This window comes from Gordonia phthalatica, from assembly GCF_001305675.1.
GTDB lineage: Bacteria > Actinomycetota > Actinomycetes > Mycobacteriales > Mycobacteriaceae > Gordonia > Gordonia phthalatica.
Map to the genome: position 1 here is coordinate 2,487,906 of NZ_CP011853.1, position 23,709 is coordinate 2,511,614.

Here is a 23,709-nt window from a genome sequence, read left to right on the forward strand (position 1 = left end):
GTGGAGAGGGATCCCACCGCGCGGTTGCCGCCCGCTACCGTGCCCGCGGATGCGCGGTCGCGTACACCTCGCGCATCGTGTTGACCGTGACGAGCGTGTAGACCTGCGTCGTCGTCACCGACGAGTGGCCCAGCAGTTCCTGGACCACACGGACGTCCGCGCCGCCGTCGAGCAGATGGGTGGCGAAGCTGTGGCGCAGCGTGTGCGGCGACACCTCCTTGTCGACGCCGGCCCGCTCGGCGGCGTCGACCAGGACCTGCCACGCGCTCTGCCGCGACAGCCGACCGCCGCGGACGTTCAGGAACACCGCGGGCGTGAACTTCTTGATCAGCGCGGGTCGACCGCGTACCAGGTAGGCGTTGACGGCGTCGATCGCCGGGCCGCCGACCGGGACGATCCGCTCCTTGCCGCCCTTTCCGCGCAGGACGACGGCCCGATGCTCCAGGTCCAGATCGTCGATGTCGAGGGAGGTGACCTCCGAGATGCGAGCGCCGCAGCTGTACAGCAGCTCGACGAGCGCCCGATCGCGCAGGCTTCTGGGCCCGTCGCCGATCCCGGCAGCGTCGAGGATCTTCACAACGTCGTCGACCGGCAACGCCTTCGGCAGCCGCCGAGCGGGTTTCGGCGGCGACACCGCGTGCGCGACGTCGGTCTCGGTCATTCCTTCGGCCGCACAGAACTTGTGGAACCCGCGCGCCGCGACCAGCGTGCGAGCGACCGAGGAGTCGGCGAGTCCGCGGACTCCGCTGTCGGGGTCGCCGCGACGGAGCGCGACGAGGAAATCGCGGACGTCGGCCTCGGTGACGGCCGACATCGAGGTGATCCCGCGACCCGTCAGGAACACCTCGTAGCGTCGGAGATCCCGCGTGTAGGAGGCGATGGTGTTGGCCGCCGATCCGCGTTCCACGGTCAGGTGATCGAGGTAGCGGGCGATCGCGTCGTCGACGGTGGCGGCCATGGACGCGCCGTCAGCTGCGACCGGCGAAGGCGGTGGGTTGGTCCCGCCACGGGGCGTCGGTCGCGCGCAGGACGGTGCCGGTCGACTCCGCCGCTGCGACGGCGAGGACACCTGCCGCAGCCGTCGCGTTCACGATCTCGCCCGACAGAGCCAGGCGCACCGCCTCTGCCAGCGGCACCCATTCCAGAACCAGATCGGCTTCCTCGTCTTCGCGTTCCGCAGCATCGAGCTGGTGCAACCCTTCGGCGAGGTAGACACGGAGCGCCTCGTCGGTGAATCCCGGCGAGACGACCAGGTCGACGAGCACCCGCCAGCGATCGGCGGCCAGGTCGGTCTCCTCCGCCAGTTCCCGTTGCGCGGCACTCAGCGGATCCTCGTCCGGTCCCCCGTCGAGCAACCCGGCGGGCAACTCCAGCAGTCGCCGTCCGACGGGGTGCCGGTACTGCCGGATCATCGCGATCCGACCATCCGCGTCGCGGGCGACGACCGCCACCGCACCGTGGTGCTCCACCACTTCGCGTTTGGCGAGTCGTCCGCCCGGCATCTCGACCTCGTCGACGCGCAACGCCAGGATCGCACCCGTGTACTCGACTTCGGACGAGCGAGTGACGAACTCGTGCGATCCCTGCTCCGTCATGCCTGCGGGCCCCTCACTCGCCGTCGGCGACGGCGACCGGGGTCTCCACGGTCTCGGCGACGTCGGTCGCGTCGTAGCCGTCGAGCTCGACGGGCAGTCGGACTGCAGTCTTGTACTTGATCGCGGCCTCGATGAACGCCTTGAACAGCGGGTGCGGACGGGTGGGACGGCTCTTCAGCTCCGGGTGCGCCTGTGTGGCGACGAAGAACGGGTGCACGTCCTTCGGGTACTCGACGAACTCGACGAGACGACCGTCGGGCGACGTACCGGAGAAGACGAGACCCGACTCGGAGATCTGCTCGCGGTAGGCGTTGTTGACCTCGAAGCGGTGCCGGTGACGCTCGCTGACGTCGGTTGTTCCGTAGGCGCGCGCCACCTGCGACCCGGCGACGAGCGTGGCCGGGTAGGCACCCAGGCGCATGGTGCCGCCGAGGTCGGCGTCACCGGCGACGGCGGCTTCCTGGTCGGCCATGGTCGCGATGACCGGGGTCGTCGTGTCGGGGTCGAACTCGGTCGAGCTGGCGTCGGCCAGGCCCACCTGGCGGGCGGCCTCGATGACGACGCACTGCAGGCCGAGGCACAGGCCGAGCAGCGGGATGCCGTTCTCGCGGGCGTAGCGGATGGCGCCGAGTTTGCCCTCGATGCCGCGGATGCCGAAGCCGCCGGGCACCAGGACCGCGTCGACATCGCGCAAGGCGGCGTGCGCGCCCTCCTTGGTCTCGCAGTCGTCGGACGGGACCCAGGAGATCTCGGTACGGGTGCGGTGTGCGAAACCGCCGGCGCGGATCGCCTCGGTGACCGACAGGTAGGCGTCGGGCAGGTCGATGTACTTGCCGACGAGCGCGACCCGGACCGTCTCGCGCGGGGTATGGACGCGGTCCAGGAGGTCGCCCCACACGGTCCAGTCGACGTCGCGGAAGGGCAGCCCGAGCTGGCGCACCACGTAGGCGTCGAGCTGCTCGGAGTGCAGCACCTTGGGGATGTCGTAGATCGACGGCGCATCGGGAGTCGAGATGCAGCCGTCGATGTCGACGTCGCACATCAGCGCGATCTTCTTCTTCAGCGGCTCCGGCACGGGGCGGTCGCAGCGCAGGATCAGGGCGTCGGGCTGGATGCCGATGCTTCGCAGGGCGGCCACCGAATGCTGGGTGGGCTTGGTCTTGAGCTCGCCCGACGGCGCCAGGTAGGGCACCAGGGAGACGTGCAGGAAGAAGACGTTGTCGCGACCGAGGTCGTGGCGGATCTGGCGCGCGGCTTCCAGGAAGGGCTGCGATTCGATGTCGCCGACGGTGCCGCCGATCTCGGTGATGACGACGTCGGGTTCCTCGCCGCTGGCGTCGGCGGCGTGCATCGCCATCATCCGGCTCTTGAGCTCGTCGGTGATGTGCGGGATCACCTGGACGGTGTCGCCGAGGTATTCGCCGCGACGTTCCTTGGCGATGACGGTCGAGTAGACCTGGCCGGTGGTGACGTTGGCCGATCCCGACAGGTTGCGGTCCAGGAAGCGTTCGTAGTGGCCGACGTCCAGGTCGGTCTCGGCACCGTCCTCGGTCACGAAGACCTCGCCGTGCTGGAACGGGTTCATGGTGCCCGGGTCGACGTTCAGGTACGGGTCGACCTTCTGCATGGTGACCCGCATGCCGCGGGCGGTGAGAAGTTGTCCCAGGCTCGAGGCGGTGAGGCCCTTGCCGAGCGACGAGGCGACTCCGCCTGTCACGAAGATGTGCTTGGGAACGGCGTGCTGGTCACGCAATGATCGCAATGTAACTCCCGTCGGGCGGTTCAAGCCTGAGCGAATCCTGAATACCTACGGGACTTCAGCGTAACAGCACTTCCGATCAAAGCTGGAACGAGCAGTGAACTCCGGGGTGATTCGGTGTGTCGCACCCGGTGTCCACTGCTCGCCACGGAAGACCTCGCGGGCTCCCGCCGTCAGGCTGTCACTTCTCGGCGGCGGCTCCGACCGTGATCACCGTGGCACCCGGTCCGGTGCCGAAGGCTCCGGTGCGGCCGTGCGACTCCTCACCGAGGGCCAGCACCGACGTCACCTGTCCGGTCTGCTGGTCGAGGTTGTCGACCGTGCTGACCGCGTTGTTCAGCGACGGATCCGAGCGCACGACGCCGAGCGGCGAACCGCCCGCGGCCGAACCGGTCCGTCCGGCGAGCACCCCGCCCGCACCCCGGGAGGCGACCGCGGCGGCGAACCGTGCGATGAACTGGCCCTGGGCACCGGAGTCCGAGGACATCTCGCCGCCGGTCACCACCAGCACCAGCGTCGCGGGCTTGATGGAACCTGCCGCGTACTCGATGAAACCGCCCTGACCGAGGGTCTGCAGCGCTGTGGTCCGGTCGCCGTCCGACGTGGTGCTCTCGCCGTCTCGGGACAGCAGCGTCACGCCGAGCAGGTCGCCGAGGCGGGATCCCGAGTCGGTGAACTGCGCGCGCAACTGCGCTCCGGTGGGAATCGACTGGTCGATGACGGTCTGCAGCTTCGACGCCTGCTCGTCGCGTACCAGCGTCGTGGTCAAGGCGATCTGGCCCGCGGTGGTGCCGCCGGCGTCGTTGACCAGGCCCTTGACGGCTTCGACGTCGGAGTCGGCCGCATCGGGGGCGGTGACGACCAGAACGCTCTGCTTGGCGAGCACGCCCTTGATCAACCGCGGCGAGACGCCCTTGATGAAGGCCGTGTCGTTGCCGACCTGCTTGTCGAGTGCGTCGCGCTCGTCTTGAAGGTTCCCGATCTTGTCGCGATCGGTTCCGGTCAGCGCGTTCATGCGGTCACCGATGAACCCCGACCCCAGGAACAGTCCCAGGGCCAGGGCCAGGAAGACCGCGATCAGCGATATTGCATGCTGACGCAGAGAGATCATTTCGAGTTCCACACCCCGCTGACCCAGCCGGTCAGCGCGTTCCACTGGTCGACGATCCAGTCGCTGGCCGCGGCACCGCCGCCCTGGGTGATGACGACGGCGGCGATGATGGCGATCAGCGCCGCGATCATCAGCATCGCGATCAGCGCACCGCTGACCCGGCTCCGGTACAGCGTGGCGACGGCCTTCGCGTCGACGAGCTTGGGCCCGACCTTGAGCCGGGTCAGGAACTGCGACGGGATCTGATCGCGCAGTGTGCGATCGAAGAAGTCGTTGAGAGAACCGCTGTAGCCCGCGGTCACGATGAGGTCGGCGCCGTGGAAGTCGGTCAGCAGCAGTGCCAGGTCGGGTGCGGTGCCCGCAGCGGGGAACGTGGTGGCGCCGATGCCCAGGTCCTGGATGCGCTCCAGGCCAGGCGCATGACCGTCGGGGTCGGCGGGCAGGACCACTTCGGCACCCGACTTGAGCGCCTCGGTGCTGATGTCGTCGGGATCGCCCACGATCACCGCGGGCCGGTAGCCGGCCTTCAGCAGGGTGTCTGCTCCGGCACCCACGCCGACGAGCACCGGCTGGTACTCCTTGATGAACGGCTTCAGCGACTTGAGGTCGACGGCGCGATCGGCACCGTCGGCGACGATCACCACGTGGCGACGGTCGAAGCTGACGTTGACCTTCGGAACGCCGACACCGTCGATGAGCAGCGGCGACTCGCTGCGGATGAACTCGATGCTGTTGCCCGAGAACGCCTCGAGGTGGTCGACGAGCCCGGTCTTCGCGTCGAGCATCAGGTCGGCGACCTCGCGCTCACCGAGCACCTCGCCGCGGGCGACGACCCGCTCGCCGATGTAGAGCTTGCCCTCGTTCAGCCGAACGCGCGCGCCGTCCTTGACGCGTGCGAAGACCTCGCTGCCGACGTTGTCGACCAGCGGGATGCCGGAGGCGGCCAGCACCTCGGGGCCGAGATTCGGGTAGCGGCCGGTGATGGACTTGGACACGTTCACCACCGCGGCCACTTCGGCTTCGACGAGCGCGTCGGCGGTGACGCGATCGAGGTCCACCTGATCGAGGATCACGATGGCCCCGTGATCCACGCGTCCGGCGAGTCTCTTGGCGTTCTTGTCGATACGGGCGATGCCCGTGATTCCAGGGAGTTCTTCGGTGTTCCGCGAGAGCAGGGCAGGCATCCTCATGAGTCCCATAGTGACCGTGAGACTCAGGAGTCACACGGAGGCGCGCCGTATCACCATCAACTTTCGTAACATTTGCAACACGAGGTATCTAACGGTCCCGGACGCCGGGATGCGTCAGTTCTCGGCGCGCGCCTGTTCCGCCGTCGACAGGAGTTCCTCCGCGTGGGCGCGGCCGGTCTCCGAGTCACCGAGACCGGCGAGCATGCGCGCGAGTTCCGCGACACGTTCATCTCGGCTGAGCGTCGTCAGCGTGGACGTCTGGCGTCCGCGCTCGCCGCCACCGGACTTGCCGATGACGAGATGGTTGTCGGCGAAGGCCGCGACCTGCGGCAGGTGGGTCACGACGATCACCTGGTGTCGTCGGGCCAGTCGTGCCAGGCGCGCGCCGATCTGCACGGCCGCGGCACCGCCGACGCCGGCGTCCACCTCGTCGAAGACCATCACGCCACCGGAATCGGGTTCCGCGAGGACCACCTCCAGCGCCAGCATGACGCGGGAGAGTTCGCCGCCGGACGCCGACTTGGCGATGGGCAGCGGAGCGGCACCCTTGTGCGCGACCAGACCGAACTCGACGCGGTCGACGCCGTCGCCGCCCGCGTGTGCTCGGCGACCGTCGATCTCGACGGCCAGGCGCTCGTCGTCGGCAGGCAGGAGGGACACGGAGACGGCCAGTGCGCTGCCGCCCATCGCGAGTCCCGCCAACTCGGCGGAGACCTTGGTCGCGAGGCTCTTCGCGTACTTGGTGCGCTGCCCGTGCAGCTTGGTCGCCAACTCGGCGACCTTCTCGCGCGCCGCCGCGGCCTTCGCTTCGAGTTCTTCGACGGCGCCTTCGGGGTCCTCGATCTGGGCGAGTCGCTGCTGTGCCTCGTCACGCCAGGCGAGGACGCCGTCGATGTCGGCGGCGTACTTGCGGGTGAGCGACTTCAATTCCGCCTGCCGGTTGAGCAGCGCATCCAGATCACCGGCGTCCTCGGGGAGGCCGCCCAGGTAGGAGGTCAACTCTGCGCCGAGGTCGGTGACGACGGTCAGTGCTTCGGCCACCCGCGGCTGCAGTTCACGCAGCGCGTCGTCGGACGCCGACTCCAGCAGCGAACGGACCGTTCCCAGCCCGTCGATCACGGAGGCCCCCTCGGCACCGGCGACGATCTCCTGCGCGGTGACCGCGGTGCGTCGGATGTCTTCCAGGTCCGTCATCCGCCGGACGGTCGCGATCAGGTCGGCGTCCTCCCCCGGTTCCGGTGCGACGGCGTCGATCTCGTCGACGCCGAACCGCAGGCGGTCGGCCTCCATCGCGATCTCGCGGGAGTTGGCGCGCAGTCGGTCCAGTTCGTCGAGCACCGCCACCCAGTCGGCGCGGGCAGCCCGGTACTTCTTGAGGGTCGACGCCGCGCTGCTGCCCGCGTAGCGGTCGAGGGCCCCGCGCTGCTGTTCGGGTCGGATCAGGCGCAGCTGGTCGTTCTGGCCGTGGATCGCCAGGAGTTCGCCCGTCAGCTGGCCGAGGGTGCCGACCGGCACCGACCGCCCGCCGAGGTGGGCCCGCGAGCGGCCGTCGGCGTTCACGGTGCGAGCGGCGATCAGGGTGTCGTCGTCATCGACCTCGGCGCCCGAGTCCTCCAGGACGTCGGCGATGGCCGAGCGGTCTTCCGGTAGCCGGAATCGTCCTTCGACGACGGCTTTCGCGTCGCCGGTGCGGACACGTCCGGCGTCGGCACGACCGCCGGACAGCAGCCGGAGGCTCGTCACGATCATCGTCTTGCCTGCGCCGGTCTCGCCGGTCAGCACCGTGAAACCGGGATGGAACTGGGCGTTCGCGGATTCGAGGACTCCGAGACTGCGGATCGACAGTTCTTCCAGCAAGTGGGATTCAGCTCCTTCCGCGCCAACCGGTGACCGGCAGCGAGAACTTCGTGACCAGCCGGTCGGCGAACGGCTCGGAGTCGATGCGGACCCAGCGGAGGGAACGCTGTGCGCGCACCACTTCGACGCGCGAACCGGCCGGGACGTCGATGATGCGTCGACCGTCGCACAGTGCGACGGCGTCGCGGCCGTCGCGGTCCACTTCGACGGCCACTCGCGACCGCGGGCTGGTCACCATGGGACGGGCGAACAGAGCGTGCGCATTGCTCGGTACGACGAGGATCGCCTCCAGGTCCGGCCACATCACGGGACCGCCTGCGGAGAACGCGTAGGCGGTGGACCCGGTGGGCGTCGACACGAGGATGCCGTCGGCACCGTAGGCGGCCACCGGCCGTCCGTCGACCTCGGTCACCAGTTCCAGCACGCCGTTGTGCGACGTGTTCTGGACGGTGACCTCGTTGAGGACCCAGTCCCGGACGCGGGGCTCGTCGGAGCCGGAGTCGATGACGGCGACGTCGAGGACCATGCGGTCCACGACGCGGTACTCGCCGCCGATCAGTCGGTCGAGGACTTCGTCGATCCGGTGCGCTTCGGCTTCGGCAAGGAAGCCGATGTGCCCGAGGTTGATGCCCATGAGCGGCACTCCGGCGGGGTATGCGAGTTCGGCGGCGCGCAGGAACGTTCCGTCGCCGCCGAGGACGATCACCAGTTCGCAGCCCTGTGCGGACGCGGAGTCGGCGTGCGCCACCTCAACCTCGGCGCCGGCATCCCGAAGCATCTCCGGGTCGACGGGATGCGTCTGGACGTACGGGGGCGCGGGGCGTCGGGTGTCGTGGTCCACCACGCGGACGGCGATGCCGGCCTCGCCGCAGCGTCGGGCGATCGTCACGAGCGTCTTGGTGACCTCGTCGCGACCGGTGTGCGCCACGACCAGGAAGGTCCGGCCTCCGTCGGAGGCGGGCTTCGGCTGATCCATGTCAGTCCCTTCCTACTGTGGTCCGTCGGCGACGGCACGATCGATCAACGCACGGACACGCCGCCCCTCCTCGGGGTCTTTCCAGCGTGCGGCGGTTTCACCGTCAACGGTATCCCCGGCGGCCGACGTCTGCTCGTCGGGAGCGTCGTCGGTCTCGGAGTCGAGGGGTCGATGCAGCCAGAGAAAGAATTCGACGTTTCCGGACGGTCCGGGCAGTGGACTCGCGACGACGTCGCGGGTCTGGAGTCCGAGAGATGCCGCCATCGCTGCCACCGCCTCCACCGCGTCGGCGCGCAGATCCGGATCCCGCACCACTCCGCCGTGTCCGACACGGTCTTTGCCGACCTCGAACTGCGGCTTCACCATCGGCAGGGCGTCACCGCCGGGACGCAGGCAGGACGCGAGGGCGGGCAGCACCAGTTTCAGCGAGATGAACGAGAGATCGCCGACGATGAGGTCGACCGGTCCCCCGATCGTCTCCGGAGTCAGGTGTCGGACGTTGGTTCTGTCATGGATGTGCACGCGATCGTCGGACTGCAGCTTCCAGACCAGCTGGCCGTAGCCGACGTCGACGGCTTCCACTTCGCGAGCGCCGCGACGCAGGAGGACGTCGGTGAAGCCGCCGGTCGAGGCGCCGGCGTCGAGGCAGCGTTTGCCGTCGACCGACACGCCCTGTGGCTCGAAGGCCTCCAGTGCTCCGAGGAGTTTGTGCGCGCCACGAGATGCCCAGTGATCGGTGTCCGGTTCGCTCACCACCAGCGGGGTGTCCTTCGCGACGTTGGTCGCGGCTTTCGTCGCGACCGCGCCGTTCACCTTCACGAACCCGGAGTCGATGTACTCCCGGGCCTGTTCGCGTGATCGTGCGAGGCCTCGTCGAACCAGTTCGGCATCGAGCCGTGCGCGAGCCGCCATCATCGCCTCTTCTCTGGACTGTCGGGACGGTGCGCGCGGTCAGCCACGGCCGGCGTCTTCCAACGCCGCCGACAGCCGATCGTGTGCCTGTGTCAGCACCTCTGCCTGCCGTGCGAGGGCGCCGAGATCGAACTCGTCGTCGGCCGTCTCGCGCACCATCGCCGCCTCGACGAGGAGCTCCTCCGCCGCAATGATGGACGGGTGCTCGCGTGGCTCGCCGGGTCCCGCGTTGCGAATCGCCGCATCGGCGGCGAGGGCGGCGGGCGAGGGTCCTGGACGGGGCGGGTTCGAGTCGGTCATAGCCCCTCCAGGCTAACGCAGGGCCGAAAGACCGAGTTCGGTGAGCGCCTCGGCGGAGGCGTCGTCCTCCGCTGCGATCTTCAGATCGAACTCGCCGACGTCCGCCGTCCACACGGCGTTCGCCAGGGCGGCCGCGAGACCCGCGACGGTTCCCGCGCCCCGAGAGCTGACGGAGACGTGCTGCGTATTGACTTCCACGTACCACTCCGGGCGCGGCCCGATCACCGACTGCGTCGCCGGATCGTCGAGCGCTCCGAGGCCTGCGGCGACATAGGTGGGACGCTGCTCCGGGCGTGCGGCGAGCAGTTCGACACCGGTCGTCACTCCGCCGAGGACCAGGAGACTGTCGATTCCAGCGGTGTGGGCGCCTTCGATGTCGGTGTCCAGCCGGTCGCCGATCATCAACGGGCGCTGCGCATTCGAACGACTGAGGGCCGACTCCATGATCGGTGCCGCAGGTTTGCCCGCGACAGTCGGTGCGACGCCGGTCGCCGTCGCGACCGCGGCGACCATCGAGCCGTTGCCGACGAGAAGCCCTCGTTCGGTGGGGAGCGTGGTGTCCACGTTGGTGGCGATCCAGATCGCCCCCTGCCGAATGGCCAGGGCCGCCTCCGACAGTTGCGCCCAGCCGGTGTCAGGCGAGTGCCCCTGCACCACCGCTGCGGGGTGGTCGTCCGCAGAGTCGACGACGGTCATTCCTCGTTCTCGGACCTCAGCCCGAAGTGCGTCCGCACCGACGACGAGCACCTTGGAGCCCGCCTCCAGGCGCTCGACGAGGAGATCGGCACCGACCTGGGCACTGGTCACGACTTGCGATTCGGTGGCGGGGAATCCGAAGCCGTCCAGATGCGCGCAGACCTCAGCGGGCGTTCGACTGGCGTTGTTGGTGACGAAGAGTGCGGCGCCGTCGGCCGCTGCGACTGCCTCGACGGCGCCCGGTACCACCTTGCTGCCGGTGTAGAGGGTGCCATCGAGATCCAGGAGGAGGACGTCGTACAGGTCCCGCAGCGAGGCGTCAGCGTTCGACGCCGTCAATTCCGGAGACAGGCTCGCTTCACCGTCGAGGAGGTCCATCAGCCGGAACTCAGCATCGGTCTCGTCGTCCAGGTCCGCCGACGCTGCGTTCTGGAACCAGGCGATCGCGTCGGCTCGACGACCTGCTGCCTCGAGCGCAGACGCATACGCGAAGAACAGTCGTGCCGCCTCGGTTCCCGTGCGGCCGGGTGTCAGGTTCTGGCTCGTGAATGCGCGTACGGCGCCCGCTGCATCGCCGAGGTCGGTCAGTGCGCCGGCCTTCACGATGATCATCTCGAGGAGCGCATCTCCCGTGAGCTGCTGCCCTTCGGGGCTGTCTGCGATGTCCACGGCACGCTGCGGTTGTCCCAGTCCGCGTTCACTGTCGGCGATCAGCGGGAGCAGGGCTTCGCTGCCGCTCATCCGACGTGCTGCACGCAGCTCGGTGACGGCTTCCTGCCATTCCCCGACCGAGTACGCCACGATGCCCGCCGTCTCACGGACCACACCGATGCGGGCTGCTCGTGCGCGGGCCGCGCGCGCGTGCGCCAGAGCCAGTTCGGGATCGTCCTCGAGGAGGTCGGATGCCATGACGAGATGCCGTGCCACGCGGTCCGCGGTCTGCTTGTCCAGGGCCTGCAGATCGCGGCGGACTTCAGGGTCGAGGTCGGACGCCTTCACATCCTCCGGGATCCGCGGCTCACTCGGATCGTGCCGATCCGCCGGCCGACGACCATTCCTTTTACCGCCCGAATTCCGGCCGTTCCCTGTACCGCTCATAACCTTCTAATCTATTCGTTGACGTGCTGACTTACCAATTGGACAGTCGCGCCGCTACATAGGTTGGTCGAGACCGCCGCTACCCAGGGTGGTCGAGTTCGCCGACGCGAACGTAGTGAGCGACGTCGAGTATCGAGACCGCCGCACGCAGGGACGCAACCACACCCCGAACATGAGGAAAGCCCCTGACCAACGTCGTGGTCAGGGGCTTTCCTGAAATTGTGTTCGGCGGTGTCCTACTCTCCCACACCCATTACAGTGCAGTACCATCGGCGCAGGTGGGCTTAGCTTCCGGGTTCGGAATGGGACCGGGCGTTTCCCCACCGCTATAGCCGCCGTAACTCTATGAAACTATCCACCCAACCCCACACGGGGGTTGGTGTGTTGTTTCAGAAGTACATAGTGGATGCGCGAACCTATGATTGTGCGTCGTCAACTCCGACTCACCAATCCTTGAAAAATGGTGGTGAGTGTTGTTGGTAAGTCCTCGGCCGATTAGTACCAGTCACCTGAACACATTACTGTGCTTACAGTTCTGGCCTATCAACCCCATAGTCTGTAGGGGGCCTTACCCCACCCAAAGGGTGGGTGAGAAACCTCATCTTGGAACAGGCTTCCCGCTTAGATGCTTTCAGCGGTTATCCCTTCCGAACGTAGCTAACCAGCAGTGCTCCTGGCGGAACAACTGGCACACCAGAGGTTCGTCCGTCCCGGTCCTCTCGTACTAGGGACAGGATTCCTCAAGTTTCTAGACGCGCGCGGCGGATAGAGACCGAACTGTCTCACGACGTTCTAAACCCAGCTCGCGTGCCGCTTTAATGGGCGAACAGCCCAACCCTTGGGACCTACTCCAGCCCCAGGATGCGACGAGCCGACATCGAGGTGCCAAACCATCCCGTCGATATGGACTCTTGGGGAAGATCAGCCTGTTATCCCCGGGGTACCTTTTATCCGTTGAGCGACACCGCTTCCACTTGCCGGTGCCGGATCACTAGTCCCGACTTTCGTCCCTGCTCGACATGTACGTCTCACAGTCAAGCTCCCTTGTGCACTTACACTCAACACCTGATTGCCATCCAGGCTGAGGGAACCTTTGGGCGCCTCCGTTACACTTTAGGAGGCAACCGCCCCAGTTAAACTACCCACCAGGCACTGTCCCTGAACCCGATCAGGGTCCGAGGTTAGAAGCCCAATACGATCAGAGTGGTATTTCAACAACGACTCCACCAACACTAGCGTGCCGGCTTCACAGTCTCCCACCTATCCTACACAAACCGCACCGAACACCAATACCAAGCTATAGTGAAGGTCCCGGGGTCTTTTCGTCCTGCCGCGCGTAACGAGCATCTTTACTCGTACTGCAATTTCGCCGAGCCTGTGGTTGAGACAGCAGAGAAGTCGTTACGCCATTCGTGCAGGTCGGAACTTACCCGACAAGGAATTTCGCTACCTTAGGATGGTTATAGTTACCACCGCCGTTTACTGGGGCTTAAATTCTCAGCTTCACCAACAAAGTTGATTAACCGGTCCTCTTAACCTTCCAGCACCGGGCAGGCGTCAGTCCGTATACATCGTCTTACGACTTCGCACGGACCTGTGTTTTTAGTAAACAGTCGCTTCTCTCTGGTCTCTGCGACCACCACCAGCTCAGACAGAAAATGTCGTCACCGATCGTGGTCCCCCTTCTCCCGAAGTTACGGGGGCAATTTGCCGAGTTCCTTAACCACAGTTCACTCGATCGCCTTAGTATTCTCTACCTGACCACCTGTGTCGGTTTGGGGTACGGGCCGTGTACCAACTCACTAGAGGCTTTTCTCGACAGCATAGGATCACCGAATTCACCTCAACGGCTACGCATCACCTCTCAGGATATGTGAGACACGGATTTGCCTATGTCTCTCCCTACAGGCTTACACCAACTATTCCATCAGTTGGCCCAGCTACCTTCCTGCGTCACCCCATCGCTTGACTACTACACCCAAGGTCCCACGCAGCCACCATCAGAGAAATCCGAAGAAATCAAAAACGGCTTTTGGATGGTTAGTACAGATGATTCATCACTGGGCGCGGATACACGGGTACGGGAATATCAACCCGTTGTCCATCGACTACGCCTGTCGGCCTCGCCTTAGGTCCCGACTCACCCTGGGCGGATTAACCTGGCCCAGGAACCCTTGGTCATCCGGCGGACAAGTTTCTCACTTGTCTTTCGCTACTCATGCCTGCATTCTCACTCCCACACCCTCCACAACTGGATCACTCCGCTGCTTCCACGGATGCAGGACGCTCCCCTACCCACCCACACCACTAGACAACACCCCAAAGGGTGAAGCCGATGAAATGTGTGAGTGCCGCGGCTTCGGCGGTGTACTTGAGCCCCGCTAAATTGTCGGCGCAGGATCACTTGACCAGTGAGCTATTACGCACTCTTTCAAGGGTGGCTGCTTCTAAGCCAACCTCCTGGTTGTCTCAGCAACCCCACATCCTTTTCCACTTAGTACACGCTTAGGGGCCTTAGCCGGCGATCTGGGCTGTTTCCCTCTCGACTACGGAGCTTATCCCCCGCAGTCTCACTGCCACGCTCTCACTTACCGGCATTCGGAGTTTGGCTGACGTCAGTAACCTAGTAGGGCCCATCGGCCATCCAGTAGCTCTACCTCCAGTAAGAAACACGCAACGCTGCACCTAAATGCATTTCGGGGAGAACCAGCTATCACGGAGTTTGATTGGCCTTTCACCCCTACCCACAACTCATCCCCTCCATTTTCAACTGAAGTGGGTTCGGGCCTCCACAAAGTCTTACCTCTGCTTCACCCTGGCCATGGGTAGATCACTCCGCTTCGGGTCTAGACCCAGCGACTCAAACGCCCTATTCAGACTCGCTTTCGCTACGGCTACCCCACACGGGTTAACCTCGCCACTGAGCACTAACTCGCAGGCTCATTCTTCAAAAGGCACGCCATCACCCCAACACCAAAAGTGCAAGGCTCTGACGGATTGTAAGCGTCCGGTTTCAGGTACTATTTCACTCCCCTCCCGGGGTACTTTTCACCTTTCCCTCACGGTACTAGTCCGCTATCGGTCACCAGAAAGTATTTAGGCTTACCGGGTGGTCCCGGCAGATTCACAGCAGATTCCACGAGCCCGCTGCTACTTGGGAAAAATCGAAGCCAGTCACCATGCTTTCAGTTACGGGACTCTCACCCACTACGGCAGACCATTCCAGGCCACTTCACCTAACATAATGATTTATCACTGACCGGATGTCCGGTAGAACACCCAACGATCACCCCACAACCCCACACGCACAACCCCTACCGAGTATCACATACGCATGGTTTAGCCTCATCCGCTTTCGCTCGCCACTACTCACGGAATCACATTTTGTTTTCTCTTCCTGTGGGTACTGAGATGTTTCACTTCCCCACGTTCCCTCCACACCCGCTATACATTCACAGGTGGGTAACACGACATCACTCGTGCTGGGTTTCCCCATTCGGACACCCTCGGATCACAGCTCGTTTGACAACTCCCCGAGGACTATCGCGGCCTACCACGTCCTTCATCGGCTCCTGGTACCAAGGCATCCACCGAACGCCCTAAAACACTTACAACAACACCCACAAACACACCCCCACCAACCACCACAAAGCCGGCAAGGCGCGAATGTGGACACCATTCAAAACAAAAAATCATTCATACAACCCGAACACTAAGACTCGAATCGCACAAACCAGAATCGAAATTGCAGAACACACAACCCAACCGAAAGTTGGGCTAGATGCTCGCATCCACTATGCACTTCTCAAACAACACACACCCACCAACCCCAACACGTTCACCAGTCTCGTCACCGAGACCAGACCACCACCAACCGCAAACATATTGTCTCCGGCCGGCATCATGATGGTTTCTTGTGTTTCACCCATGAACAAACACCAACCCGATGCGCATTCGGCACCAGCGTTGGAGTGTTGTTTGCTCCTTAGAAAGGAGGTGATCCAGCCGCACCTTCCGGTACGGCTACCTTGTTACGACTTCGTCCCAATCGCCGATCCCACCTTCGACAGCTCCCTCCCACAAGGGGTTAGGCCACCGGCTTCGGGTGTTACCGACTTTCATGACGTGACGGGCGGTGTGTACAAGGCCCGGGAACGTATTCACCGCAGCGTTGCTGATCTGCGATTACTAGCGACTCCGACTTCATGGGGTCGAGTTGCAGACCCCAATCCGAACTGAGACGCGCTTTAAGGGATTCGCTCCACCTTACGGTCTCGCAGCCCTCTGTACGCGCCATTGTAGCATGTGTGAAGCCCTGGACATAAGGGGCATGATGACTTGACGTCATCCCCACCTTCCTCCGAGTTGACCCCGGCAGTCTCCTGCAAGTCCCCGGCATAACCCGCTGGCAATACAGGACAAGGGTTGCGCTCGTTGCGGGACTTAACCCAACATCTCACGACACGAGCTGACGACAGCCATGCACCACCTGTACACCAACCACAAGGGAACAGCCATCTCTGACTGCGTCTGGTGTATGTCAAACCCAGGTAAGGTTCTTCGCGTTGCATCGAATTAATCCACATGCTCCGCCGCTTGTGCGGGCCCCCGTCAATTCCTTTGAGTTTTAGCCTTGCGGCCGTACTCCCCAGGCGGGGTACTTAATGCGTTAGCTACGGCACGGAACTCGTGAAATGAGCCCCACACCTAGTACCCACCGTTTACGGCGTGGACTACCAGGGTATCTAATCCTGTTCGCTCCCCACGCTTTCGCTCCTCAGCGTCAGTTACTACCCAGAGACCCGCCTTCGCCACCGGTGTTCCTCCTGATATCTGCGCATTTCACCGCTACACCAGGAATTCCAGTCTCCCCTGTAGTACTCAAGTCTGCCCGTATCGCCTGCACGCCTGCAATTGAGTTGCAGAATTTCACAGACGACGCGACAAACCGCCTACGAGCTCTTTACGCCCAGTAATTCCGGACAACGCTCGCACCCTACGTATTACCGCGGCTGCTGGCACGTAGTTGGCCGGTGCTTCTTCTCCAGGTACCGTCACTTGCGCTTCGTCCCTGGCGAAAGAGGTTTACAACCCGAAGGCCGTCATCCCTCACGCGGCGTCGCTGCATCAGGCTTGCGCCCATTGTGCAATATTCCCCACTGCTGCCTCCCGTAGGAGTCTGGGCCGTGTCTCAGTCCCAGTGTGGCCGATCACCCTCTCAGGTCGGCTACCCGTCGTCGCCTTGGTAGGCCATTACCCCACCAACAAGCTGATAGGCCGCGGGCCCATCCCAAACCGCAAAAGCTTTCCACCCCACACCATGCGATGCGAGGTCATATCCGGTATTAGACCCAGTTTCCCAGGCTTATCCCAGAGTTCAGGGCAGATCACCCACGTGTTACTCACCCGTTCGCCACTCGAGTACCCCCGAAGGGGCCTTTCCGTTCGACTTGCATGTGTTAAGCACGCCGCCAGCGTTCGTCCTGAGCCAGGATCAAACTCTCCAACAAAAAATGCAGAAACAAAAGTTTCAACACAAAGCCAGAAAAATAGAACCTGACCAAACAGACATCTGTAGTTATAACGTCGATCTCCCCGTCTCCGAGGCGACCTTTCCAACCTACCAGGCCGGAACAATCCCCGCAAACCGCACCGCTCCGAACCTCCGTGAAGAAAAACAGGAACTCCGCGATGTGCAGGACCGCTACTCTACCCGGCCGACCGGAACGAGTGCAACTCGCCGCCGTGACCGGGCTTTTCACCGCCAGCGCCTGTCGCGCTGACCTGGAATAACCTACACACTCTTTTCGATGAGTGCCAAATCGCCAGGTCAGCGCGCTAGACGAGTGCTTCAGGAACCGATCTTGGCGCCGGCGAAGGTCTTCTTACCCCGTCGGAGCACCAGCCAGCGGCCGAACAGCAGGTCGTCGGCGGCCGGCTTCCAGTCGGCGTCGGTGACCTTGACGTTGTTGACGTAGGCACCGCCTTCGTCGACCGCGCGGCGCGCGGCCTTGTTGCTGTCCGCGAGGCCGGACTGAACCAGGAGTTCCACGATGGTCGGTTCGGCACCGGCGGAGAACTCGGCGATGCCGGTCTCCCCCAACGCGGCGGCGAGCGTCGCCTCGTCGAGGTCGGCGAGTTCTGCTCGCCCGAACAGCGCCTTGCTCGCCAACTCGGCTGCTGCGGTCTGGTCGGCGCCGTGGATCAGCGTCGTGAGCTCCTGGGCGAGACGCTTCTGCGCCTCGCGGAGGAAGGGCTTCTCCTCGGTGATCTTCTCGAGTTCCTCGATCTCCTCCCTGCTGAGGAAGGTGAACCACTTGAGGAACTTGATGACGTCGGCGTCGGCCGTGTTCACGAAGTACTGGTACCAGGCGTACGGACTGGTGAGCTCCGGATCGAGCCACACGCTTCCACCGCCGGTGGACTTGCCGAACTTCTTTCCGTCGGCCGACGTCACGAGGGGAACGGTGAGCGCATGGGCGCTTCCGCCATCGACCTTGCGGATCAGATCCACGCCGCCGACGATGTTCCCCCACTGGTCGGAGCCACCGATCTGCAGGATGCAGCCGTACTTCCGGTACAGCTGCAGGTAGTCGTTGGACTGGAGCAGCAGGTAGCTGAACTCGGTGTAGCTGATGCCGTCGGACTCGAGTCGACGCTTCACCGTCTCGCGGGCCAGCATGACGTTGACCGAGAAGTGCTTGCCGATGTCCCGGAGGAATTCGATCGTCGAGAGCGACCCGGTCCAATCGTTGTTGTTGACCAGGACGGCACCGTTGGCGGAGTCGTCGATCGTGACGAATCGCTGGAGCTGGCCGACGATCGTGTCGGCCCAACCGGCGACGGTGTCCGCGGAGTTCATGGTCCGCTCCCCCACGTCGCGGGGGTCGCCGATGAGGCCGGTGGCACCTCCGGCCAGGACGACGGGGCGGTGCCCGGCGAGTTGGAACCGGCGCAGCGTCAGCAACGGCACCAGGTGACCGGCGTGCAGGCTCGACGCGGTCGGGTCGAATCCCGCGTACAGCGAGATCGGCTCGTCGAGAGCCTTCCTCAGTGCGTCTTCGTCGGTGGTCTGGCCGATCAGGCCGCGCCAGATGAGGTCGTCGAGGATGTTCTGGTCCACGGGTGGATTCACGCTTCCTTCGCGGTGAAGCGCTCGTGCTCTTCGTCGGACACCGAGCGCGCATTGTCGATCAGCATGTTCGGGATGCCCTTGTCGTCGATGGCATAGGCGACCCGGAGACGCGGGTTATACAGCTCGTCTCCCGCATTGATCAGTTCACCCAGATCCTGGGGGCACACCAACCGGTCTCTCATCACCGGATTCATGCCCTCGGCACGTGTCGCCATCGGCTCCCACTCGTTTCGTCGATCAAGTCGCACGCCGCGGTCGGCGGCGACATCCTGTCGGCTCTCAGGCTACTCGGAGACGGACGTCTCCTCGTCGGCGGCGACACCGGTCGGCGAGCTCCAGTCGATAGCCGCGGCGGCGGTCGCCGTGTAGCGCCGGTAGCGGCCCTCTGCGTCGCGGTACCAGATCTTGGATCCCGGCTTGGGCATGCCGCGAGCGGCGATCTTGCTGGTCATCATGCGGAACGACTCCGACAGCGGAATGGAGTCCGCGATCCACACCAGGTGCGGACGCTGCTCGGCCGGGAGTTCACCCAGGCCGACACGGATCTGGGTCGGAGTGAGCGAGGTGACGCCCTCGCGGAGTTCCACGACGGCGACCGCGATCTGGCTGCCGGGCTCGCCCACCCCGTACACGCCGGCGAGTTTGATGTCGGAGACCATCGACAGCGCCTGCTGGATCGGCACCTGGTAGATCGGTCCGGCGGCGCTCTGGATGACGCCGGCCGCGGATCCCATGTACCAGAGGTCGCCGTCGGCATCGGCGCGGAACAGGCTGCCGCCGACCTCCCAGCGGTCGTGCGGGCGGAACACGTCGCGCAACACCAGCCCGGAGGCCTCGAACCGCTGCCCCGCATGGGAGACGAGCATGCCGACCTCGCGCGGCCCGGCTTCGCGGATGAAGCCGGTGTCGCGGTCGATCTCCATGCGGCCGGTCATCGGGTCGTACGCGGCGACGCGCACCGGGTTGGTCTCCGGCAGGGCGCGGCCCATCGAGCCGATCTTGTTGTCGTCGACGTTGGCGAGGATCGCAGATCCGTCCGCGGTGGCGAAGAATTCGAGGACGCGAGCGTTCGGCAGGGTCTCGCGAATCCGGGTCCACTGGCCCGAGGACATTCCCGAGCCCATGAACAGACGGACGGTGCCGAGTTGACTCGCGTCGAACTCGGGCGCGTCCATGATCTCGGCGAGCATGTTCCAGGTGTACGAGACCACGGTGACGCCGTACCGGCGGATCTCGCGGGAGAAGCGAGCCGGGTCGACCCCGGTCGAGAGCGCGATGCGCGACCGTCCGGCCGCGGTGGCGCCGAGGGTGGTGAGCAAGCCGGAGGCGTGGTGCAGCGGGGGCAAGCAGTACACGGTGTCCCGGTTGCTCAGGCCTGCGGCCGCGGCCGCACCGAACGCAGACATGGCGAACCGGTGGTTGGTGATGGACCAGCGATTGATGCGCCCCTGGGTCTCGGTGAAGACGACGAACGCGAGGTCGCCGGCCAAACCGGGATCCGGTCGGTACCACGCCGGCCGACGAACCAGGTTCGGGTCGATCTTCTCCATGTCGACGATGTGCTCGCCGTCGGCGCGTTCGATCACGCGGGCGTCGCCGCTGCCGCCGCCGAGGACCAGGACGCGACCGCAGGCGGCCGCCGCACGGTCCAGGTGATCCGGGTCGGCCACGATCACCCGGGTCTCGGCCATCGTCAGCATCTCGGGAAGCGAGTCGCTCGACGACATGAGCACCGCGACGGCGCCCAGCCGTGACAGCGCGGCGATGGTCACGAGCGCCGACGGGCGCGGGTCCATCATCACGCCGACGTGGACGCCGGGTCGGATGCCGCTCTCGATGAGACCGAGGACCACGTTGTCGATGCGGGTGTTGACCTGGGTGTGGGTGAGGATCCGGTCCTCGAAGAGGAACAGTTCGTCGTGGGGTGTGCGCTTGGCGTTCTCGCTCATGAGCTTGCCCAGCGAGACGCGGGTGGACGGCTGGATCTGCCCGAGGCGGAACAGCCTCGGAACGGTGCGCACGGATTCGGTGGCGACCGCCCAGGTGGTGCGCTGCAGGGAGTTGACAGCCTCGACGAGTTCCTTCGAGACCGCGGTACCCGCACCGGCGACCTGCCCGACGCCGTAGGTGAGTCGGTTCGTCCAGCTGATGCCGGTTCCCGACTCGGTGCGGTCGGTCTTCATCGGCGCGATGTTCTCGGGCTCGTCGGCGTTGCCCTCGCGCCACTGAATCCACTCCCCGACCGTCGGCCAGGTGAGGCGGCCGGCGGTGGATCCGACGACCAGACCGAAGTGACCGACCGGCAGCGCCGACTCGTAGACCTCGGCCAGCGGCGCGGCGCGGACGATGCCGCGCACGGCGAGCGGCTGGCCGATGTCGTCGGTCTCGCCGACGAACGCCAGGACGGGGCAGGTGATCTCCGTCATCGAGACCACTTCGCCGTCGATGACGAAGCCGCCGGACATCATGCGGTTGTGGACGACGAACTGGCGGAGCAGTTCGGCGACGGCGGGACCGGACCAGGCGACCCAGCCCTCCTGCTCGATGAAACGACGCTGATCCTCACGGGGCAGCAGCGCGTCGCGATCGTGGAGTTTGCGGAGGAAGTCGATGCGGCTCTTGGCCGTCTTGACCGGGTCGGCGAGCTGGAATCCGGTGCGGGCCAGCCAACTCGGGATCCACAGCCGGTTGAAGACGTTGTCGGCGACGAACTCGGCGCCGGGGACGACGAGGTTCGCGGGCAGTCCGAGCGGAAGCGCGGCGAGGACGTCGACCGGGCTGCCGAAGGTGACGACGCTGGCGAGGCCCTTGGACCGCCGATAGGCGGCGGTCTGGTACGCGAACATGCCGCCCTGCGAGTACCCGCCCAGGTGGACGTCGTGCCCGGTGACCGAGCGGACGAGGTCGATGACGCGGCTGATCGCGACGACGTGGTCGGTGAGGGTGCGCTCCATGCCACCCTCTTCGTGGTCGGGCGACCCGAAGTCGACGACCCACGGAATCACCCCGTGGCGGTGGAGCACCGAGACGGCGCCGTTCTGCTGGGTGACGTCGTAGACGTTCGCCGACACCATCATCGGCGGGATCAGCACGATGTTCGCGCAGCCGTCGCCCGGGTCGTCGGGGAAGTACCGGCGCAACCGGTACATCTTCTCGGTCTCGACGACCTTGTACGGCGTGGGCTCGGTCCCGGTGTCGAGACCGCCCATCCGCAGGACCTCGAGTCCGTTCTGCGCCGTCGCAACAATCCGTCCGACCGCACCGCCGACGTCTGGCAAGCCCATCACCGTGGAATACTCCGTCCCGCTCAACCCCTGTGCGCGCCGACCGACATCCGATCCCCCACACGCACGCGTGCAGTTTACTAGAGCGTGTCTCCCATATCCCTTGCGAGGGATCGGCGGATCAGATGTGCGTCCGGCAAGGCGGAGGAGGGAGGCATAGCGGTAGCTATGTCGACCGACGACAACGCGGCCGGGCGTGCATCTGGCCGTCGAGACCCGCAAAAGGATATGGGAGACACGCTCTAGTGGTTACACACAGTTGCGTCGAGTGGTGTCGCGAGACACACCCGCGCTGGCGTCTCTATCGGTCCAGTGCTGCGCGGAGTTCAGCGATCCGCGCCGTCGCCACCTCGATCTGCCGCTGGACCTGGGGCGACGCCGTACCGCCGAGTGCGTTGCGCGATTCGATGGACCCGGTGACGGTGAGGACCTCACGGACCTTCGGCGTCAACGCCGGATTGATCGCCGCCATCGTCTCGTCGTCGAGTTCGTCGAGACCGACGCCGCGCTGCTCGGCTTCCCGCACGCACGCCCCGGCCACCTCATGCGCCACGCGGAACGGAACGCCTTCGCGGACCAGCCATTCGGCGATGTCGGTGGCGAGGGTGAAGCCGGCGGGCGCCAGCTCGGCCATCCGGTCGGGATGGAACACCAGGGTGCTGACCAGTCCCGCCATCGCGGGCAGCAGCAGTTCGAGTTGCGCGACGGAGTCGAAGACCGGTTCCTTGTCCTCCTGCAGGTCGCGGTTATAGGCCAGCGGCTGCGCCTTGAGAGTCGCGAGCAGCCCGGTCAGGTTGCCGATGATGCGTCCGGCCTTACCGCGCGCCAGCTCGGCGACGTCGGGGTTCTTCTTCTGCGGCATGATCGAGCTGCCGGTCGACCAGGCATCGGCCAGCGTCACGTAGTCGTACTCGGGCGTGCTCCACAGGATCACGTCCTCGCCGAGACGCGACATGTCGACCGCCGTCATCGCGAAGACGAAGGCCGCCTCGGCCGCGAAGTCGCGCGAACTGGTGGCGTCGATGGAGTTGTCGGCGGCCCGGTCGAAGCCGAGATCGGCGGCGATCGCCTCCGGGTCCAGGCCGAGGGACGAGCCCGCGAGGGCGCCGGCCCCGTACGGGGAGACGGCGACACGACGGTCCGCGTCGACGAGGCGTGCGACGTCGCGCAGCAGAGGCTGCGCGTGCGCCATCAGAGTGTGTCCGAGGAGGACCGGCTGGGCCGCCTGCAGGTGGGTCTTGCCCGGCATCACCACGCCGGGATTGGCGGCAGCCTGGAAGACGAGGGCTTCGGCGAGGTCGAGGACCCCGGCGCCCACGCGTCGCATGGCATCCCGCAGCCACATCCGGAACAGCGTCGCGACCTGGTCGTTGCGCGACCGGCCCGCGCGGAGGCGACCGCCCACGTCCGCACCGACCCGCTCGATCAGGCCGCGCTCGAGCGCGCCGTGCACGTCCTCATCGCTCTCGGCCGGTTGGAACGTGCCGTCGGCGACGTCCGCTGCGAGGCGGTCGAGTCCTGCCTGCATGGTCGCGGCGTCAGCCTCGGTGAGGAGCCCGGCCTTCGCCAGCACTCGCGCGTGTGCCTTGGATGCCTGAATGTCGTAGGGCGCGAGCGCCCAGTCGAAGTGCGTCGACTTGCTCAAGGCCGCCATCGCGGCGGCGGGCCCGTCAGCGAACCGGCCGCCCCAGAGCGCGCCCTCGTTGGTCCCCTCGTGGTCGGGGGTGGTCGATGCGGTGTTGTCGGCGGTCGCCATGAGGGCGGTACTCCTCGGGTGTGGTGGTGGTTCGGCTTGT

The 23,709-nt window shown here is 65.4% G+C and carries 14 protein-coding genes and 3 rRNA genes; all 17 read right to left on the minus strand.

Translation table 11 applies throughout. The features are described 5' to 3' along the window. Window positions 1-34 precede the first annotated feature (34 nt). Window positions 35-958, minus strand: coding sequence for a site-specific tyrosine recombinase XerD (gene xerD / locus ACH46_RS11705; RefSeq protein ID WP_062393040.1), 924 nt, complete (start codon window positions 956-958; stop codon window positions 35-37). 10 nt (window positions 959-968) lie between these two features. Beyond that, window positions 969-1,595, minus strand: a complete 627-nt coding sequence (locus ACH46_RS11710) for an NUDIX domain-containing protein (protein WP_062393041.1) — start codon at window positions 1,593-1,595, stop codon at window positions 969-971. 13 nt (window positions 1,596-1,608) lie between these two features. Beyond that, the gene (locus tag ACH46_RS11715) at window positions 1,609-3,357 is read right to left on the minus strand and encodes a CTP synthase (RefSeq protein ID WP_062393043.1); all 1,749 of its coding nucleotides are present in this window, start codon (window positions 3,355-3,357) and stop codon (window positions 1,609-1,611) included. Window positions 3,358-3,535: 178 nt separating this feature from the next. Then, the gene (locus ACH46_RS11720) at window positions 3,536-4,465 is read right to left on the minus strand and encodes a copper transporter (protein ID WP_062393045.1); all 930 of its coding nucleotides are present in this window, start codon (window positions 4,463-4,465) and stop codon (window positions 3,536-3,538) included. Beyond that, a complete protein-coding gene (steA, locus tag ACH46_RS11725; protein WP_236995134.1) occupies window positions 4,462-5,649 on the minus strand; it encodes a putative cytokinetic ring protein SteA in 1,188 nt (395 codons plus the stop codon). Before steA ends, ACH46_RS11720 begins: the two co-directional genes overlap by 4 nt. A gap of 120 nt (window positions 5,650-5,769) precedes the next feature. Beyond that, entirely contained in the window at window positions 5,770-7,512 is a 1,743-nt protein-coding gene (gene recN, locus ACH46_RS11730; protein WP_062393047.1) for a DNA repair protein RecN, read from the minus strand. Between the two features lie 7 nt (window positions 7,513-7,519). After that, window positions 7,520-8,488, minus strand: coding sequence for an NAD kinase (locus ACH46_RS11735; RefSeq protein ID WP_062393049.1), 969 nt, complete (start codon window positions 8,486-8,488; stop codon window positions 7,520-7,522). A 12-nt stretch (window positions 8,489-8,500) separates the two neighbouring features. Then, a complete protein-coding gene (locus ACH46_RS11740; protein ID WP_062395322.1) occupies window positions 8,501-9,400 on the minus strand; it encodes a TlyA family RNA methyltransferase in 900 nt (299 codons plus the stop codon). Window positions 9,401-9,439: 39 nt separating this feature from the next. Then, entirely contained in the window at window positions 9,440-9,700 is a 261-nt protein-coding gene (locus tag ACH46_RS11745) for a hypothetical protein (protein ID WP_062393051.1), read from the minus strand. Between the two features lie 12 nt (window positions 9,701-9,712). Beyond that, on the minus strand, window positions 9,713-11,395 hold the full coding sequence (locus tag ACH46_RS11750; protein ID WP_226995597.1) for an HAD-IIA family hydrolase: 1,683 nt from the start codon (window positions 11,393-11,395) through the stop codon (window positions 9,713-9,715). A gap of 322 nt (window positions 11,396-11,717) precedes the next feature. Then, window positions 11,718-11,834, minus strand: a 5S ribosomal RNA gene (gene rrf / locus ACH46_RS11755). A gap of 135 nt (window positions 11,835-11,969) precedes the next feature. Next, window positions 11,970-15,108: ribosomal RNA gene (locus tag ACH46_RS11760) — 23S ribosomal RNA — on the minus strand. A 375-nt stretch (window positions 15,109-15,483) separates the two neighbouring features. Next, a 16S ribosomal RNA gene (locus tag ACH46_RS11765) occupies window positions 15,484-17,004 on the minus strand. The 16S, 23S and 5S rRNA genes sit together here, the layout of an rRNA operon. Before the next feature lie 341 nt (window positions 17,005-17,345). Next, a complete protein-coding gene (gene tyrS, locus ACH46_RS11770) occupies window positions 17,346-18,617 on the minus strand; it encodes a tyrosine--tRNA ligase (RefSeq protein ID WP_082399635.1) in 1,272 nt (423 codons plus the stop codon). An 8-nt stretch (window positions 18,618-18,625) separates the two neighbouring features. Beyond that, entirely contained in the window at window positions 18,626-18,844 is a 219-nt protein-coding gene (locus ACH46_RS11775) for a Trm112 family protein (RefSeq protein ID WP_062393056.1), read from the minus strand. A 69-nt stretch (window positions 18,845-18,913) separates the two neighbouring features. Then, window positions 18,914-21,913: an AMP-binding protein gene (locus ACH46_RS11780; protein ID WP_062393058.1), complete on the minus strand. Its 3,000-nt coding sequence runs from the start codon at window positions 21,911-21,913 to the stop codon at window positions 18,914-18,916. 301 nt (window positions 21,914-22,214) lie between these two features. Next, window positions 22,215-23,669 carry an argininosuccinate lyase gene (argH, locus tag ACH46_RS11785; RefSeq protein WP_062393060.1) on the minus strand — a complete coding sequence of 485 codons (1,455 nt, stop codon included), beginning with the start codon at window positions 23,667-23,669 and terminating at the stop codon, window positions 22,215-22,217. Window positions 23,670-23,709 lie beyond the last annotated feature (40 nt).

Coding starts and splice junctions, on each gene's coding strand:
- xerD (WP_062393040.1), bottom strand. CDS start 958: ATGGCCGCCACCGTCGACGACGCGATCGCCCGCTACCTCGATCACCTG.
- ACH46_RS11710 (WP_062393041.1), bottom strand. CDS start 1,595: ATGACGGAGCAGGGATCGCACGAGTTCGTCACTCGCTCGTCCGAAGTC.
- ACH46_RS11720 (WP_062393045.1), bottom strand. CDS start 4,465: ATGATCTCTCTGCGTCAGCATGCAATATCGCTGATCGCGGTCTTCCTG.
- steA (WP_236995134.1), bottom strand. CDS start 5,649: ATGCCTGCCCTGCTCTCGCGGAACACCGAAGAACTCCCTGGAATCACG.
- ACH46_RS11735 (WP_062393049.1), bottom strand. CDS start 8,488: ATGGATCAGCCGAAGCCCGCCTCCGACGGAGGCCGGACCTTCCTGGTC.
- ACH46_RS11740 (WP_062395322.1), bottom strand. CDS start 9,400: ATGGCGGCTCGCGCACGGCTCGATGCCGAACTGGTTCGACGAGGCCTC.
- ACH46_RS11745 (WP_062393051.1), bottom strand. CDS start 9,700: ATGACCGACTCGAACCCGCCCCGTCCAGGACCCTCGCCCGCCGCCCTC.
- ACH46_RS11775 (WP_062393056.1), bottom strand. CDS start 18,844: ATGGCGACACGTGCCGAGGGCATGAATCCGGTGATGAGAGACCGGTTG.
- ACH46_RS11780 (WP_062393058.1), bottom strand. CDS start 21,913: ATGGGCTTGCCAGACGTCGGCGGTGCGGTCGGACGGATTGTTGCGACG.
- argH (WP_062393060.1), bottom strand. CDS start 23,669: ATGGCGACCGCCGACAACACCGCATCGACCACCCCCGACCACGAGGGG.